Consider the following 16,039-nt stretch of genomic DNA (forward strand, 5'->3'; position numbering starts at 1 on the left):
GCAATCGCTAAAAGGGGCTATGACGTTTAGACGAGGCATTTATAAGACTAAATGATTACGTTTTCAATATTGTTGCTTTTAAAATCAAAGGATAAATTTAACATGGGAACATCGAGAAATTGTTTTATTGCAAGTGCACATGCCCCGAGGACGCAAGATTTATTTCCAATTGAAGAAATAATCAATTCACGATAATGGCTGATAGAAGAATTTAGATTCTTGCTTATTTTTTCAAGGGAATCTGGATACAAACGTAACAATTCACTATCAAGCACCAGTACGTCGGGGTTATACATGTTTATCATATTATTCAATCCGATTGATAGGTAGAAAATGAATTGCTCCATCAAGTCAAGTACTTCCTCATCGCCTTCATCTAGCCACTTTTGAATATGTTCATAAGACAAATTATTGATTTTCCTTTTTTCCGATAGATATTCAAAAATACTGGACTCGGAGGCATATTTTTCCCAGCACCCATTATTTCCACAATTGCAAGGCTTACCTCCTGGCACTACAATCATATGGCCAATTTCGCCAGCATAGCCTTCATGCCCTCTGAAAAAATCATCATTCATCATCATGCCAAGACCGATTCCCGAATAAAGAGTAGCACATATCAGATTGTCTGTTTCATGATGTACATAAACCCGCTCTGCAAAAGAGCTTAGATTTGCATTGTTTTCAAGATGAATAGGGATATCGATTTCTCTTTCTAAATCACCTTTTAGGTTGATATTGTGCCAATTTAGCTTTGGAATATAGTGAATGACTTCATCTTTTGCTACCAGGCCATGGATTGCAATGACAATTCCAACAATGCCATAACGACTGTCAATAAAATTGGCTTTGTATTTTTTAATTTGGTCAATTAAAAGATGAAATATCTCTGTATAATCTACAGAACTAATTTTAATAATATTAGATGAAACAGGACAGCCGAGAAGGTCTGTTAATGTAAATGATATTTGACCATAATCAAGATCAATACCAAGTGCATAGCCAGCTTGTCCGTTTAAAGAGAGCATAATTGGCTTTCTTCCAACCGAATAATGCTCGAGTTGTGTCTCGAGTATAAGTCCTTCTTCCAATAAGTCTGCAACCTGAGCGGATATTGTAGCTCTCGTCAAGTTAGTAGTTTTGGATAAATCTGCTCTTGAAATCATTCCTTCTTTTACAATTTCTCTTATGATTAAAGATCGATTTATTTTTTTAATATATGCCGCATCACCGGTAACCATATATATCCTCCATTTCGAGAATTTCATTGTGTATATTGCTATTATATCAGTTATTTTATTAAATAGGTTTATTATTACTAAATAGTTAATTGACTAAACATATTAATCGTGATAAATTATTCTTGTAGTTAATTTGTTTAATAAACAAATTAAAGTAATTGAATTAAAAACGGAATAATTATATATTTCTGTAAGGGGTTACAGATTATGCGTGAACAGTTTGAATTTCTATTTAAAGGAGAGAGATACTAGATGAAAAAATTTATGGATCAACATTTTTTACTTAATACAGAAACAGCGATTAAACTGTATGAAAATGCGGCAGTATCTTCACCGATTTTTGACTTTCATTGCCACTTAGACCCAAAGGAAGTTTGGGAAAACAAGTCATATGAAAATATTACACAAATCTGGCTTGGGGGCGACCATTACAAGTGGAGAACAATGCGCATGAATGGTGTTGGTGAACGCTATATAACAGGTAATGCTAGTGATTGGGAAAAATTTGAGAAGTGGGCAGAGACGGTTCCTCATTTACTTGGAAATCCTGTTTATCATTGGACACACTTAGAGTTAAAAATGTTTTTCGGAATTGATAAAGTATTAAGTCCAGAAACAGCTCGTGAAATTTGGGATGAATGTAATAAAAAATTACAGACATCAGAATTCACTGCGAGGGCTTTAATTGAGAGGTCAAATGTAAAGTTTATCGGAACGACTGATGATCCAATCTCAACACTAGAATACCATCAATTATTGAAAAATGATGACACCTTTCAAACGATTATTGCTCCAACTTTCCGTCCTGACGGTGCGATGTTTATTGAACGCCCTGCTTTTACAAGCTGGATTGAAAAATTGGCGGATGTTTCTGGGATAAAAACCGATTCCTTAGATGGATTTTTAACAGCATTAAAACAAAGAGTCGAGTATTTTCATGAAAATGGAGGCCGTGCCTCTGATCATGACATCCAAAAGATGGAATATGTAAAAACAAGCAAACAAGAAGTTGAAGCGATCTTCAATAAACGTCTAAGCGGTGAACAGCTTACACATGATGAATTGATTGCCTATCGTATTTTCCTTTTAAAAGAACTTGGAAAAATGTATGCTGAAAAGCAGTGGGTTATGCAGCTTCACATGGGAGCAATGCGAAACAATAACACAAGAATGAAAGAATTGCTTGGAACAGATGTTGGATTTGATTCAGTTGGAGAAGCTAATATGACTGAAGGCTTGTCGAGATTCCTTGATTCATTAGATCAAGAAAACGCACTGCCAAGAACGGTATTATTTAACTTGAATCAAAAAGATAACGTAACATTAGCTGGTATGATGGGGAACTTCTATGAAGAGGGTGTTCCAGGTAAGGTTCAATTAGGTTCAGGCTGGTGGTTTGTTGATCATATCGATGGTATGGAGAGACAAATGAAGGATTATGCAAATGTTGGATTACTCAGTCACTTTATCGGTATGCTAACAGACTCTCGCAGCTTCTTATCTTATGCCCGTCACGATTACTTCCGCAGAATACTGTGTAACATCCTTGGCGAATGGGTGGAAAAAGGGTCGGTACCAAATGACATGAAGCAAATGGAGCGAATGGTAAGGAATATTTGCTATGATAATGCCGAAAAATATTTTTTAAGACGCTAAAAAAGCACTTTTTAATTGTATTGATGAAAGAAATATGGTTATCTAAATAGTATTAAAATAGAAAGAGGGATAGTATGTCAAAACAACAAATTGGTGTAGTTGGTTTAGCTGTTATGGGTAAAAACCTTGCCCTAAATATCGAAAGCCGCGGTTATTCTGTGGCTGTTTTTAATCGTTCTTATGAAAAGACAGAAGAATTCCTAAAGAATGAAGCAGAGGGTAAAAACTTCGTTGGTGCCCGTACTGTTGAAGAATTCGTTAATTCTTTAGAAAAGCCTCGCAAAATTTTATTAATGGTTAAAGCTGGTGCTGCCACAGATGCTACAATTGACTCCTTGAAGCCATTTCTTGAAGAAGGCGATATCCTAATTGATGGTGGGAATACATTCTTCCAAGATACAATCAGACGTAATAAGGAACTTGAGACAGCAGGGTTCCATTTCATTGGAACGGGCGTTTCAGGTGGAGAAGAAGGCGCATTAAAAGGTCCTTCTATCATGCCAGGCGGTAAAGAAGAAGCTTATAACCTTGTCAAACCAATCTTAGAAGCCATTTCTGCAAAAGTAGAGGGAGACCCTTGCTGTACGTATATTGGTCCAAATGGTGCTGGTCATTATGTGAAAATGGTTCATAACGGCATTGAATATGGAGATATGCAGTTAATCTGTGAAGCTTATTTTATTTTGAAAAATGTCCTTGGTTTAGATGCAAAAGAGCTTCATGAGGTCTTTGCTGAATGGAATAAAGGCGAATTAGACAGCTATTTGATTGAAATTACGGCTGATATCTTCACAAAAGTGGATGAAGAAACTGGTAAACCTATGGTAGATTTAATCCTCGATACAGCTGGTCAAAAAGGTACTGGTAAATGGACAAGCCAAAATGCTTTAGACTTAGGAGTTCCACTTCCAATTATCACTGAATCTGTATTTGCCCGCTTTATTTCAGCAATGAAGGATGAGCGTATTAAGGCTAGTCAGGTTCTTAATGGACCAGAAGTTAAGGGCTTTGAAGGGAATAAAGAAGAATTAATCGAAGCAGTTCGTAAGGCATTATATATGAGTAAAATTGTTTCTTATGCACAAGGTTTTGCACAAATGCGTGCTGCATCAGAAGAATACGATTGGAATCTTCGTTACGGTGATATCGCAATGATTTTCCGCGGCGGCTGTATCATTCGTGCCCAATTCTTACAAAAAATAAAAGATGCGTATGATCGCGATCCTGAATTAAGAAACTTATTACTAGATCCTTATTTTAAAGAAATCGTTCAGAATTATCAGCAGCCATTACGCCAAGTTCTTGCTGTGGCAATTGAACGTGGAATCCCTGTTCCGTCCTTTGCAAGCGCAATTGCGTATTATGACAGCTACCGTACTGAAACTCTTCCAGCGAATTTGTTGCAAGCACAACGTGACTACTTTGGTGCTCACACTTATCAACGTGTTGATAAAGAAGGAGTTTTCCACACAAATTGGATGGAATAATGGGTTTATAAGAAACCAACTGCAAAAGGAGACAAATACTAGCCCTAAACGCTGTAATTGTCTCCTTTTTTGTTTGTCTAAAAAACAATGTTTAAAAGCAATATCAGTCAAATAATAAAAATTATTGAGCAGTTTTAGAGAATGTTTTTTGTGTATATCTTCAATATAATATAAGTATGTTCAGTTAACAAACTTATATGTTAACGCTTACTTTTAAGGGTGTGAAAGCAATGGAAAAGTTTACTAGCTCTTCATTAAAAAAAAGAATAATGGATGAGTGGATATACGGTTTCTACCGTGTACAGGGTGTTGACTTTTACAACTTTAATTTTCACTCACATCAAGAATATGAAATTTATTTTTTTCACTCGGGTGATTGTAAGTATTTAATTAACAATCGGATTTATGAGTTGCAGCCTGGTGATATCATCCTGTTAGATGGTATGACTTTGCATAAAGCTAATCCAGGAACAGACAGTACGTATACAAGAAGTATGCTTCATTTTTCACCTATATGGCTGCAGGAATCATTAAATGGACTTGGTATTCCTAATCTGCTCGATCCGTTTAAAAAACTTCATAATTGCTTCCTTCGTACAGGTTACGATGAATTTGGACAATTTGTTGATGGCAGGATAAAGGAAATTGCCCGCTCGCTTACTCATATTGATGAAGAACTGCAGCGGACGGGAAAGAAAAATGAGCTCCTGGAAGCTGAAGTAAAACTTGAGTTGATTCAATTATTGATGGGAATTTACAAGATTAGTCAAAAGGAATTATCTCAAGTAACGAGCAAAAAGTCCGAAAAAGAACTTCATGCCGAGTCCATAGCATCTTGGATTAATGATCATTATGCTGAGAAAGTCAGTTTAGACCGAATCTCAGATGAGTTAAATCTAAGTAAGTATTATGCTTCACATGTCTTTAAAGAAGTCACTGGCTTTACGGTGATGGAATATGTGATGGCTTGCCGGCTTAACCAGGTCAAGTATTTGTTAGAAATGGAGCCTGATCAATCACTAACAGATGTGTCTCGTGCAACAGGCTTCGAGAGTGTCGCTCATTTTAGCCGGTATTTTAAAGAGAAAGTGGGCATGACACCTTCAAGTTATCGGAAAACAAAAATAAGTAGAACCAATCCTGTTAAAAAGGAGGACAAAACATAAATGAATCAAGACTTAATGATTTCAGGATTTTCAGATGAAATATCATCTGATTTTGATACCCAGCTTGAGGTTGTATCAAATTTAGGAATGAAATATATATCACTTCGTGGTATTGATGGGAAAAATATTGGTGATTTTACTGTTGATGAAATAAACGAAAATGTCCTGCCCAGGCTTCAAAAGGCCGGAATTTGCGTTTCTTCTATAGGCTCGCCAATTGGAAAGGTATTCATCAATGATGAAGAGGGCTTTGCTAAGCAAAAGCAAATGTTGGACACGCTTTGCCAAATTAGCAATTTGCTAGATTGTAAATATATGCGAATCTTCAGCTTCTATATTCCTAAGGGTGAAGATGCAGATCAATTTCGCAGTCAAGTTGTTAGCAAGTTAAAGGAATTTGCTGCCATAGCAGAAAAATACAATGTGATTTTGCTGCATGAAAATGAAAAGGATATCTTTGGTGATATCGGAAGACGCTGTCATGAGATTTTAACAGAAGTAGGTTCTCCTTACTTTAAAGGGATTTTCGACTTCGCTAATTTCGTACAGTGCGGTGAGGATACTGGGGAGTGTCACGATCTCTTAAAAGATGAGATTGTTTATATACACATAAAGGATGCTGTAACACAGACAAGTCAAAACGTTGTCTGTGGAACTGGCGAAGGCAAAATACCGCAAATTTTAGCCCAGTTTATTAAGAGCGGCTACAAAGGCTTTTTAACTCTTGAGCCACATCTCGTTCTCTTTGATTCTTTAAAGGATTTAGAGCTTGAAGATGCAACTGAAATCATTAAGGACAACAAAGGGCTGGATGGTGCCAGCGGCTACAAGCTTCAATATGAAGCACTTCTAGACATTCTTAAAAATATTGAAAGCGAGGGAATTTAATTATGGCAGATGTAAGATTAGGGATTATTGGATTAGGTGCAGAAGGTGGTATGTACGCTAATTTCATTTCTGAAGGAAAAGTTAAAAACATGGTGATTGGTGCGATTTGTGATAATGATCCTGCTAAAAAACAAGTAGCTGAAGAGAAGTATCCTGGTGTTCCTTTCTACGATAATTATATCGATATGCTTGAAAGTGGTAATGTTGATGCAGTTGTTACAACTGTTCCCCATTACCTACATCCTGAAATGGGAATCGAATCACTTAAAAGAAACATACATGCATTAGTGGAAAAACCAGCTGGTGTTTATACAAAACAAGTGAAAGAGTTAAACGACTTTGCAGCATCAAAACCTGAACTTAAGTTTGCAATCTTCTTTAACCAGCGTACAAATCCACTTTATAAAAAAGTAAAAGAACTTATTGATAATGGTGAAATTGGCAGTATTCGCAGTACCAATTGGATTATTACTACCTGGTGGAGACCTCAAGGGTACTACAATCAAAGTGAATGGAGAGCAACTTGGGGCGGAGAAGGCGGTGGTGTCCTTGTAAACCAAGCGCCACACCAAATAGACTTGCTTCAATGGATGTGCGGCATGCCGAAAAAGGTTTATGCAAAATTAAACTATGGCTATCAAAGAGATATTGTGGTTGAAGACGATGTAACTGCAGTATTTGATTATGGAAATGGTGCTACTGGTGTATTTGTTACTAAGACACACGATGTAGTAGGGACAGACCGTTTAGAAATCCATGGTGATAAAGGAAAAATCGTGGTAGACGATAGTAAGAAAGTAACAATTAAGCGCCTGAAACAATCTGAGAATGAAATGAGTAATTCCATGGATATGTCAGATGTTATGAAGCTGTTTATGGGCGGCGGTGCAGGTGATATTTTCACTGAGGAAGTACTTGATTTTGGTAATGTTTGGGGCGAACAGCACATTGCTGTATTAGAAGACTTTGCCTCTGCAATTGTAGAAGGTACCCCATTATTAGCTCCTGGCAGCGATGGAATTAATGGTGTTAGACTTGCAAATGCGATGCACCTATCAAGCTGGTTAGGCAAGGAAATAGAAGTACCATTTGATGAAGATTTATTCCTAGAAGAATTAAATAAACGGATTGCCGAAGAAGGTAAATATCCGGTTAGAAAGTAACGATCACATGAAACGAACTCGGGCGTTAATGCGCTCCCGACTTCGTTTCAAAAAAAGGGGTGGAGCAAATGCTAAAAGTAGCAGTAATAGGACTTGGAGATATTTCAAAAATTCATATTCCAGCTATACAAGCTAACCCGAATGCTGAGTTGGTAGCAATATGTGATCTTGATGAATCATTAAAAGATACCGTACTAGGGGTAAACTTTTATACGGATTATAACGAGATGCTTGAAAAAGAAAATCTTGATGTTGTCCATAATTGTCTGCCTCACTATTTACATTATCCTGTAACAAAAGATTGTGTAGAAGCGGGAGTTCATGTTTTTCAAGAAAAGCCGTTGGGCATGAACACTGAGGAAGGACAGGCACTTGTAAAACTAGAGGAAGACCATAGTGATGTTAAAATCGGTGTCTGTTTACAAAACCGTTATAATGAGTCTTTTGAAATGCTTATGGAGATTGTCAAAGGCGGCGAATATGGCAAGGTCACTGGAGTTAAAGGATTGGTGGCCTGGTATAGACCAAAAGCTTACTATGATGTGAAACCTTGGCGTGGAAAAATGGCGTATGCCGGTGGTGGTTCCATGATCAATCAATCCCTTCATACACTGGATTTAATACAGCTAGTCGGCGGAAAAATAGAATCAATAAGAGGTTCAGTGGACCAATTATTGGATTATGGGATTGAAGTTGAAGATACTGCTTCCGCACATATACTCTTCAAAAATGGTGCAAGAGGATTATTTTTTTCAACCAATGCCAATCCAGAGAACTCCAGTGTAGAGCTTGAAGTATATCTTGAAAAGGGTAAATTCATCATTAAAGACAGCATTCTCACAAGAATAAATGAAGAGGGAAAAAAGGAAGATTTGGTAGAAGATGCTAAGCTGCCTGGATCAAAATTCTATTATGGTGCCAGCCATGCAAAAACAATCAGTCAATTCTATAACTGTATCTTACAGGGCAATCATGATTATGTTCATGCAAAGGATGCGGTCGTATCTATTCAAATGATTGATGCTATTCGACTTTCTTCAGAGACAAAACAAAGTATTAAGATGGAGGGGTAGCAAATGAAAAAAGGGAAAATTGGCGTTCAAATGATGATGCTTAAAGGTAAAGTTGAAGAGCTAGGTGCCTATGAAACAATGAAAAAAGTAAGTGAGCTTGGCTATCATGCTGTAGAGGTATCACAGATCCCAATGACAGCTGAGAATGTAGCAGAATTAAGGAGAGCTAGTGTTGACTTTGATATCAAAATAGCAGCGCTTTCAGCTGCACTAGAGCCAATGCTCCCTGGCGCGCCTGGCGAGACATTAACCAATGATTTTGAAAAAATCGTAAATGATTGTAAGACTCTCGACTGTAATTTTTTACGAATCGGAATGCTGCCGTTAACTTGTATGGGTCATAAAGATAGAATCATGGATTTTATTGAAAAAGCAGAAGCGATGGCCCATAGATTAGCTGAGCATGGAATTGAATTGTATTATCATACACATCACCTTGAATTCCAAAAATATGATGGCGAATATTTATTGGATATCATAAAAAATAACACAACAAAACTTGGTTTTGAGTTAGATGTTCACTGGATTCAAAGAGCAGGCGTAAACCCGGTTGAGTTTGTTAAAAAATACGCTGGTCGCATTTCTTTAATTCACCTGAAAGATTACCGAATCGGACAGATGGATATAGATAAAGTTGACTTTAGTGATCTATCTAAATTCATGCAAGTCTTCACGAATACAATTGAATTTGCGGAACTTGGAGAAGGAAATCTTGATATCAAGGCGATTACTGAAGCTGGTCTAGAGAGTGGCGCACAGTATTTCTTAGTTGAACAAGATGATACCTATGGCCGTGACCCTTTTGATTGCTTAGAAACTTCAGCAAAACACATGCGAGAACTAGGATTTGCAGACTGGTTTTAATTTTCGGTGTCAGGCACCACCTAAAGACCTAAGTCTTTTCGCGGTGCCTGACACTTTTATTATAAACTGGCTTTTATTTTATAAAGGTTTTATAAAGGTAGACTCCCAGCTGTACATTTAGATAGTCCTCATATTGATTGAAGTCTAATTCAAGAATTTCTTCTATTTTTTTAATGCGGTTATAGAGTGTGTTTGCATGAATATGTAGTTCAAACGCAGTTAGCGTCATGGAACGGTTATTCTGTACATAAGTAAAAAGGGTTTGCAAGAGTTCGCTGTTTTTCTTATCTGATTTCAATAGTGAGAACGTCTCATTCAGATAGGAAGCGATTTCTTCAGAATTATGATGTAAAAATAGTCTGCTGATACCGATATCCTTGTAATGGAGCACGCCCTTTTTCTTTTGCTTTTTTAAGTGGAGAAGGGCTTTCTCGGCCTTCACATGATTTTCCTCTGCCTGCCCAGGAAAGTAGTGCCCTGTGGAAATACCAGCCCTGGCAGATATCTTAAATTGCTGATTCCACCAATTAATGGTACTTTCAATTATTTCTACGAATTTTAATTCTCTATCGGTGCTTAAATAGGAAGAAAAAAAGGTAATCTTGTTATTGTAGCTGAAAAGAAGACTGTTTTCGGGCTGAATTTTTTTCTTCAAATGTGTTAGTAGAAGTAAGGCATCGTTTTCAAGAGAATGCAAATCAGCGTTACCATCAAGCTCAATTAAAGCAGTCTGGTGAAATGAGTGCTGTTGAATTCCTAATTCTTCTGCAAGAATTTCTGCCTGCTGAGGTTTTTTTGTTTTTAAAAACTGTTGATAGGTTTCATAGGTTTTTTTATACATTATCTCGGTCTTTGACCGAAGTTTCATTATTTCAAGTGAGAGAATGGGGGCCCCCTGTTCAATTACTAGGCGATCAAGCAGGGACAGAGCGGAGCTGCCATCCACTATCAAACATCCTAAAAAGGTGGAACCCGATCTAATTGGGTAAATATAGCAGTCAGTCTGATTTACATCATAGATTGAAACGTAAGCAGGCCCACTTTTATTAGCGAAAAGAAGAAAGAGATCATCAAGACTTTTGATAAAAGGCGGAAGGTGGTCCGGGCTGCATTTTCCTGTAAGGTAATCCGCATAGAATAGCTTCTTTTCCATCAATTTATTCATTTCAACAATTATGACATCTAGTCCTCGGTTTTGAATCGATAACTTGGTTAAGAGGTTGTGGATACCTGTTCTCTTTTCTAATAGACCATTTGTTTCCGTAAGCTTTTTAGATAAATGTGTGACTTCTTCCAAGCTTTTCTGTACTTCCGTGTGAAGCTGAGCATTATGTATGGCAATAGCAGCTTGAGAAGCGAAGCTCTGCAAAAAAAGGAGATCCGTCTCGCTGAGAGCTTCTTCTTTATCGAAACAATGAAGTGTCATTACGCCAATTCTATTTGTTCTAAACGAAATCGGCACTGATAAAATAGACTTGATATTTGGGTGCAAGTGTGACATTTCAAGAAAGTCTAAATTCTCTTTTCTTAAATCAATCATATTGTCATAAATCTTTTTTTTCGTTCCAATTAGGCAGACATTGCCATCTCTGTATACTTTTCCTGTAATAGATTCACCCACATTCACCTTAAATGATTTGATCTTGTCATTAAAACCAACGTAGGACTTAATAATTAATTGATTTGAATTTTCGTCATAGAGTTGGATATAACCGGCATCTGCATTCTGGACTATATTTAGTGCGCTGTAAATGATTTTTTTCAATACCTCAGTCAATTTAAGTGTTGAGTTAATGGCCTGAAAGCTTTCAATCAAATTCATCATAGCATGCTGTGCCTTTTGATTTTCTAACTTTAACTCTCGTAAAAAAGCTTCTTTGTTTTCCACACTTTTCACCTCCACTGTTGCATTCAACAATGAACATAGACAAAGATTGTTAGCGTCCACATTGTTGATTTATCTGATATTTTATAATATTTAGTTAATATAGGGAAGAGAATAAAAAACTTTTCTATACTATGAAAGCGATTTCACACTTTAGGAAGGGGAGAAATACAAGACCTTATTAATATTAAAAATTTAAAGGGGGAAAATTATGCCAAATAGCATAACAGTTAATAAGAAAAGATATATGATTCTTGCTCTGCTATTTTTAGGTTGGTGTTTATCTTATCTTGATAGGATGGCAATGAATGTAGGTATTGTTGAAATTGCGAAAGATTTTAAACTAAGTCCGACTGTTATGGGGGTTGTGCTAAGCAGTTTTTTTGCTGGCTATGCTTTAATGCAGGTGCCTGGCGGCTGGCTTGCCGATAAGTATGGTTCAAGAAAAGTGATTACGATTGCTATTATTTTCTGGTCCATATTTACGGTTTTAACAGGAATGGCTTGGTCTTTAATGAGCATGGTCATGATTCGTTTTATGTTTGGTCTTGGTGAGGGCGGCTATCCGGCAGCAAGTTCAAAAGCGATCGCGAGCGTTTTTCCTAAGAGAGAGCGTCCTGGTGCACAGACAATCATGATGTCCTCCAATTCACTTGGCGGGGTAATCGCACCTCTGATTGCAACGCCTTTACTTGTGTGGATTGGGTGGCAAAATCTTTTCATTGTAATCGGTATTTTGGGTGTATTTGTTGCTTGGCTCCTTTGGTATTATCTGAAGCCGGCAAATATGATAGAGGACAGTTCTGAAGGAGAAGTTTCACAAAAAGCATCTTTTAAAGATGTTATAAAAATACCAATCACGTGGAAATTAGCAGTTATTTGGTTTGGTATGAGCACGGTGATTTGGGGTCTAATCTCCTGGATGCCTCCTTATCTTGTGGGAGTAAGAGGACTGGATCTACTGTCAATGGGGATGCTAACATCCATTCCAGCGTTTACGGGTGCTATAGGAACAATTGTAGGCGGACAGCTCTTCCAAACCTACTTAAGTGGAAAAGAAAAAATCGTAGCGATTGTAAGTTCCATTTTAGTCATCGTGTTTCTTTTCTTGTTATTTAACGCACCTTCTGTAACGATGGTCATTTTTTATCAATCATTGTGTACTATATTCCATGGACTTGTGTTTGCAACAGCCTTTTCATTACCTCACAAAGTAATTTCAAAAAGTAACATTGGTTCAGCGATTGGGATTATTAACCTTGGAGGGATGATTGGCGCATTCCTGGCACCAATGATCATGGGTTATTTAATTGAAGTAAATAACGGTTCCTATACGCCAGCTTTCATCTATTTAATCGGTTGCGCAGTGTTGAGCATCGTCGCAGCAGCGTGTCTTAATTCAAAAACAGAACTTAATTTCAAAAGTAAACTAACGATAAATAACGGAAAATCCATGTGATTTAATTGGATAGGAGTGGTAAGTGTTGTGTAAACAGAATATTCTACAATGGATAAATGAACACCATCCCTCATTCACGGATATGGCTCAAAAGATCTGGGAAAATCCTGAATTGTCATATGGAGAGATATATGCTTCAGAATTGCAGATTTCGAGATTAATTGAAGCAGGATTTGATATTAAAAAGCGGATTGGTAACGTGCAAACAGCTTTTGTTGCGGAATATGGTACTGGAAAACCCATTATCGGGATTTTAGGTGAATTCGATGCCCTCCCAGGATTATCGCAAAAAGTAAGTCCAGCACGAGAAGAGGTAGTTCAAAACGGTCCAGGCCACGGCTGCGGCCACAATTTGCTTGGGACAGCGGGAGTTGAAGCCGTATTAGCATTAAAACAAGTAATGGATCAGGCAAGACTTCCCGGGACGATTCGCTATTACGGCTGTCCAGCAGAAGAAGAACTATCTGGAAAAACTTTCATGGCACGGGCCGGTGCATTTGATGATTTGGACTGTGCATTGACTTGGCATCCGGGCACATCGAATGAAGTTACAAATAACAGTTTACAAGCGATGACTTCTATGAAATTTTATTTTAAAGGAATAACCGCCCATGCTGGGGCAGCGCCACATGCCGGAAGAAGTGCACTTGATGCCGTTGAACTTATGAATGTAGGGTCTAACTATATGCGAGAACATATCCTTGACGGGTCCAGAATCCATTATTGTATAACAAATGGTGGACTTACTCCTAACATTGTTCCAGATAAGGCAAGCGTTTGGTACTATTTGAGAGGAGCAACAAAAAAGATAGTTAAGGAAATGGAAAAAAGGCTGCAAAAAATTGCCCAAGGGGCAGCATTAATGACAGAAACAGAAGTAACATGGGAGATAGTGGCGAGCCCATATGAAACCTTTTGCAATGACACTTTAAATGATCTAATTTATGATAATATGTTACAGATAAGTTCTCAGGAATTTACAGAAGAAGAAATATCCTTTACTAAAGAATTGGTGAGTACCCTTAATACCAATAGCGAAGTGAGGTTAGAGGAATTCATGGAAGAGGTCCTGCCAATTGCCTGCCAAAACAATAAACTTTTAAAAGGAACCACATTTGGGGCTTCAACGGATGTAGGCGATGTTTGTTGGATTACACCGGTGGGACAATTCATGACAACCTGCGCTCCAGCAGGAGTACAATTTCATACTTGGCAGGCCACTGCTAGTTTCGGTTCTTCTATTGGTTTCAAGGGCATGCATTTTGCCGCGAAAACGATGGCGTTGACACTTTATGACCTACTATTAAACAAAGACAATGTTTTGGAAAAAGCAAAAAAAGAATTTATATCAAGCACTAAGGGAAAGACCTATGTGCCTGGGATACCAGATAGTATGGTGCCAGTCACTAACGCTTAAAACGTTAGAAATCATTTGAATTTGTGGTTTTTCTACAGAGCTAAAAAACAAAAGTACAAAAAGGCAGTTGCTAGTAACTGTCTTTTTAAATTTATAAAAAAAAACCAATTCCATTTTATTTACGTGAATTGGTTTTTACTGGTTCAGATAGATGAAATGGAATGTATTCACCATGTTTTTCAATTTGTTCAACTACTAAACTAATTAGTTTTTTCATTACAATTCCTCCTATTGATTTGATACTCATATTATCATTCATTATCAATATTTAAACAATCTTACTGAAAACGGAAACAAAAACCGTGAAAACGGGAACATTGGTTATGAAAGTGCTCACATCACTCTTTTTCTTATTATTACATTAATTTTCTCGTTTTTTCATTAAAATTAAGTGAAAAGGAAAAAAGCCTACTGGAATATAGGCTTATAGTTACTTTTTGCTTATTCTATTTATCGAGAAAGCTTTCCTCGCTCAAAGTTAAACATAGCTCTGAAACTCCTAAAAAGTTTTGAATGGCTAGAGCACAGGCTCCCATAATACATGCCTTTTTGCCAAATTCAGAGATCTGCAATTTAGAAAAGTGGCTAATTGATGAAGAAAGAAGGGTTTTTAGTTTATTAACCGGATCTGAAAATAAACGAAGCACTTCACTATTGACCACAAGGATTTCAGGATTATAAAGGTTAATTAAATTATTTAACCCAATCGAAAGAAAATAAAGAAATTGATCTAACTCTTCATTAAATTCAGGAACATATTCGTTCATTCGATGCTGGATATATTCAAAGTTAATAGGGAGATCTTTTTGTTTTTCAGCCATTTTGATAAACAGACTCATTTCGGAAGCGTATTGCTCCCAGCATCCTAAATTTCCGCAACTGCAGGGCAGGCCATTCGGAACAACAATCATATGCCCAATCTCACCTGCATAGCCGTGGTATCCTTTGAATAATTCACCATTAATAATGAAACCAATCCCAATTCCAGAATACAAACTAACTGATAATAAGTTGTTACTATGATGGTGTTTGTATACTTTTTCCGCAATCGAGCATAAGTTGGCATTATTTTCGATGTAAACATTGACTCCAATTTCATTCTCTAAGTCTTTTTTTAGGTTTTTGTTTTGCCATCCATGTTGAGGGACATAATCGACTATTTCATCTTTATTTATAATTCCATGGATTCCAATCGCAATCCCAATAAGACCATAACGTAAGGAAGCGAACTTAATTTTATAACCATTAATCTGTTCAATTAATAATTTCAGAATGACATCATAATCTGATACTTGCAGTTCAATTATTTCGGTCTGAATAGAAGTACCGATTAAGTCTGATATGGTAAATGTAATTGAATTTTTATCTAGGTCAATTCCTAGCGCAAATCCTGCCTCGCGGTTAACAGAGAGCATGACTGGCTTTCTCCCTAAACTTCTGTGTTCCTGTGGTGTTTCAATAATAAACTTTTTTTCCAGCAACTCTGATACCTGTACTGAGATTGTAGCTTTATTTAATCCCGTAATTTTTGCCAACTCTGCTCTAGATATCATTTTATGCTCAACAATTTTACTTAAGATTATCGACCTGTTCATTTTTTTAATAAATGCTGCATCCCCAGTGAGCATAAAAGAACCTCCTTAGTTTTTTAAAAGGAAAAAATCTCATATTTATTGACGTAAATTGTCTATAATGTTATTATACAGGTAATTAGTTTGTTTGGTAAACAAATTAAATAAA

At 36.9% G+C, this 16,039-nt stretch carries 12 protein-coding genes; 9 read left to right on the forward strand and 3 right to left on the reverse strand.

Annotated features, from left to right (window positions below; all coding sequences use genetic code 11):
* Window positions 1-47: 47 nt before the first annotated feature.
* Complete coding sequence (locus QNH17_RS06090) at window positions 48-1,241, reverse strand: ROK family transcriptional regulator (RefSeq protein WP_283877868.1); 1,194 nt, start codon at window positions 1,239-1,241, stop codon at window positions 48-50.
* Window positions 1,242-1,493: 252 nt separating this feature from the next.
* On the opposite strand from QNH17_RS06090, the gene uxaC reads away from it, so the two are divergent.
* The 7 genes from uxaC to QNH17_RS06125 all read left to right on the forward strand — a co-directional run bounded on the left by uxaC (window position 1,494) and on the right by QNH17_RS06125 (window position 9,538).
* Entirely contained in the window at window positions 1,494-2,897 is a 1,404-nt protein-coding gene (gene uxaC, locus QNH17_RS06095) for a glucuronate isomerase (protein WP_283877869.1), read from the forward strand.
* 74 nt (window positions 2,898-2,971) lie between these two features.
* Window positions 2,972-4,384: an NADP-dependent phosphogluconate dehydrogenase gene (gndA, locus tag QNH17_RS06100; protein ID WP_283877870.1), complete on the forward strand. Its 1,413-nt coding sequence runs from the start codon at window positions 2,972-2,974 to the stop codon at window positions 4,382-4,384.
* 230 nt (window positions 4,385-4,614) lie between these two features.
* Window positions 4,615-5,550, forward strand: a complete 936-nt coding sequence (locus QNH17_RS06105; protein WP_283877871.1) for an AraC family transcriptional regulator — start codon at window positions 4,615-4,617, stop codon at window positions 5,548-5,550.
* Window positions 5,551-6,438 carry a sugar phosphate isomerase/epimerase family protein gene (locus QNH17_RS06110; RefSeq protein ID WP_283877872.1) on the forward strand — a complete coding sequence of 296 codons (888 nt, stop codon included), beginning with the start codon at window positions 5,551-5,553 and terminating at the stop codon, window positions 6,436-6,438.
* 2 nt (window positions 6,439-6,440) lie between these two features.
* Window positions 6,441-7,601 (forward strand): Gfo/Idh/MocA family protein, encoded by a 1,161-nt coding sequence (locus QNH17_RS06115; RefSeq protein ID WP_283877873.1) that lies wholly within the window; start codon window positions 6,441-6,443, stop codon window positions 7,599-7,601.
* Between the two features lie 68 nt (window positions 7,602-7,669).
* The gene (locus QNH17_RS06120) at window positions 7,670-8,674 is read left to right on the forward strand and encodes a Gfo/Idh/MocA family protein (protein WP_283877874.1); all 1,005 of its coding nucleotides are present in this window, start codon (window positions 7,670-7,672) and stop codon (window positions 8,672-8,674) included.
* 3 nt (window positions 8,675-8,677) lie between these two features.
* Window positions 8,678-9,538 carry a sugar phosphate isomerase/epimerase family protein gene (locus QNH17_RS06125; protein ID WP_283877875.1) on the forward strand — a complete coding sequence of 287 codons (861 nt, stop codon included), beginning with the start codon at window positions 8,678-8,680 and terminating at the stop codon, window positions 9,536-9,538.
* A 73-nt stretch (window positions 9,539-9,611) separates the two neighbouring features.
* Here the strand turns inward: QNH17_RS06125 and QNH17_RS06130 are convergent, their stop codons facing one another.
* Window positions 9,612-11,426, reverse strand: coding sequence for a helix-turn-helix domain-containing protein (locus tag QNH17_RS06130; protein WP_283877876.1), 1,815 nt, complete (start codon window positions 11,424-11,426; stop codon window positions 9,612-9,614).
* A gap of 208 nt (window positions 11,427-11,634) precedes the next feature.
* Here QNH17_RS06130 and QNH17_RS06135 point away from each other — a divergent pair, with 208 nt between their 5' ends.
* A complete protein-coding gene (locus QNH17_RS06135) occupies window positions 11,635-12,882 on the forward strand; it encodes an MFS transporter (RefSeq protein ID WP_283877877.1) in 1,248 nt (415 codons plus the stop codon).
* A 25-nt stretch (window positions 12,883-12,907) separates the two neighbouring features.
* Window positions 12,908-14,299, forward strand: a complete 1,392-nt coding sequence (locus QNH17_RS06140) for an amidohydrolase (RefSeq protein WP_283877878.1) — start codon at window positions 12,908-12,910, stop codon at window positions 14,297-14,299.
* A gap of 446 nt (window positions 14,300-14,745) precedes the next feature.
* Here the strand turns inward: QNH17_RS06140 and QNH17_RS06145 are convergent, their stop codons facing one another.
* Window positions 14,746-15,927 (reverse strand): ROK family transcriptional regulator, encoded by a 1,182-nt coding sequence (locus QNH17_RS06145; RefSeq protein ID WP_283877879.1) that lies wholly within the window; start codon window positions 15,925-15,927, stop codon window positions 14,746-14,748.
* Window positions 15,928-16,039 lie beyond the last annotated feature (112 nt).

It is taken from the genome of Neobacillus sp. SuZ13, from assembly GCF_030123365.1.
Classification (GTDB): domain Bacteria; phylum Bacillota; class Bacilli; order Bacillales; family Cytobacillaceae; genus Neobacillus.

Bases quoted from the DNA above. Each gene is read 5' to 3' on its own strand.
- QNH17_RS06120 (WP_283877874.1), top strand. From the start codon at position 7,670: ATGCTAAAAGTAGCAGTAATAGGACTTGGAGATATTTCAAAAATTCAT.
- QNH17_RS06090 (WP_283877868.1), bottom strand. From the start codon at position 1,241: ATGGTTACCGGTGATGCGGCATATATTAAAAAAATAAATCGATCTTTA.
- QNH17_RS06105 (WP_283877871.1), top strand. From the start codon at position 4,615: ATGGAAAAGTTTACTAGCTCTTCATTAAAAAAAAGAATAATGGATGAG.
- QNH17_RS06125 (WP_283877875.1), top strand. From the start codon at position 8,678: ATGAAAAAAGGGAAAATTGGCGTTCAAATGATGATGCTTAAAGGTAAA.
- QNH17_RS06110 (WP_283877872.1), top strand. From the start codon at position 5,551: ATGAATCAAGACTTAATGATTTCAGGATTTTCAGATGAAATATCATCT.
- QNH17_RS06135 (WP_283877877.1), top strand. From the start codon at position 11,635: ATGCCAAATAGCATAACAGTTAATAAGAAAAGATATATGATTCTTGCT.
- QNH17_RS06145 (WP_283877879.1), bottom strand. From the start codon at position 15,927: ATGCTCACTGGGGATGCAGCATTTATTAAAAAAATGAACAGGTCGATA.
- gndA (WP_283877870.1), top strand. From the start codon at position 2,972: ATGTCAAAACAACAAATTGGTGTAGTTGGTTTAGCTGTTATGGGTAAA.
- QNH17_RS06115 (WP_283877873.1), top strand. From the start codon at position 6,441: ATGGCAGATGTAAGATTAGGGATTATTGGATTAGGTGCAGAAGGTGGT.
- uxaC (WP_283877869.1), top strand. From the start codon at position 1,494: ATGAAAAAATTTATGGATCAACATTTTTTACTTAATACAGAAACAGCG.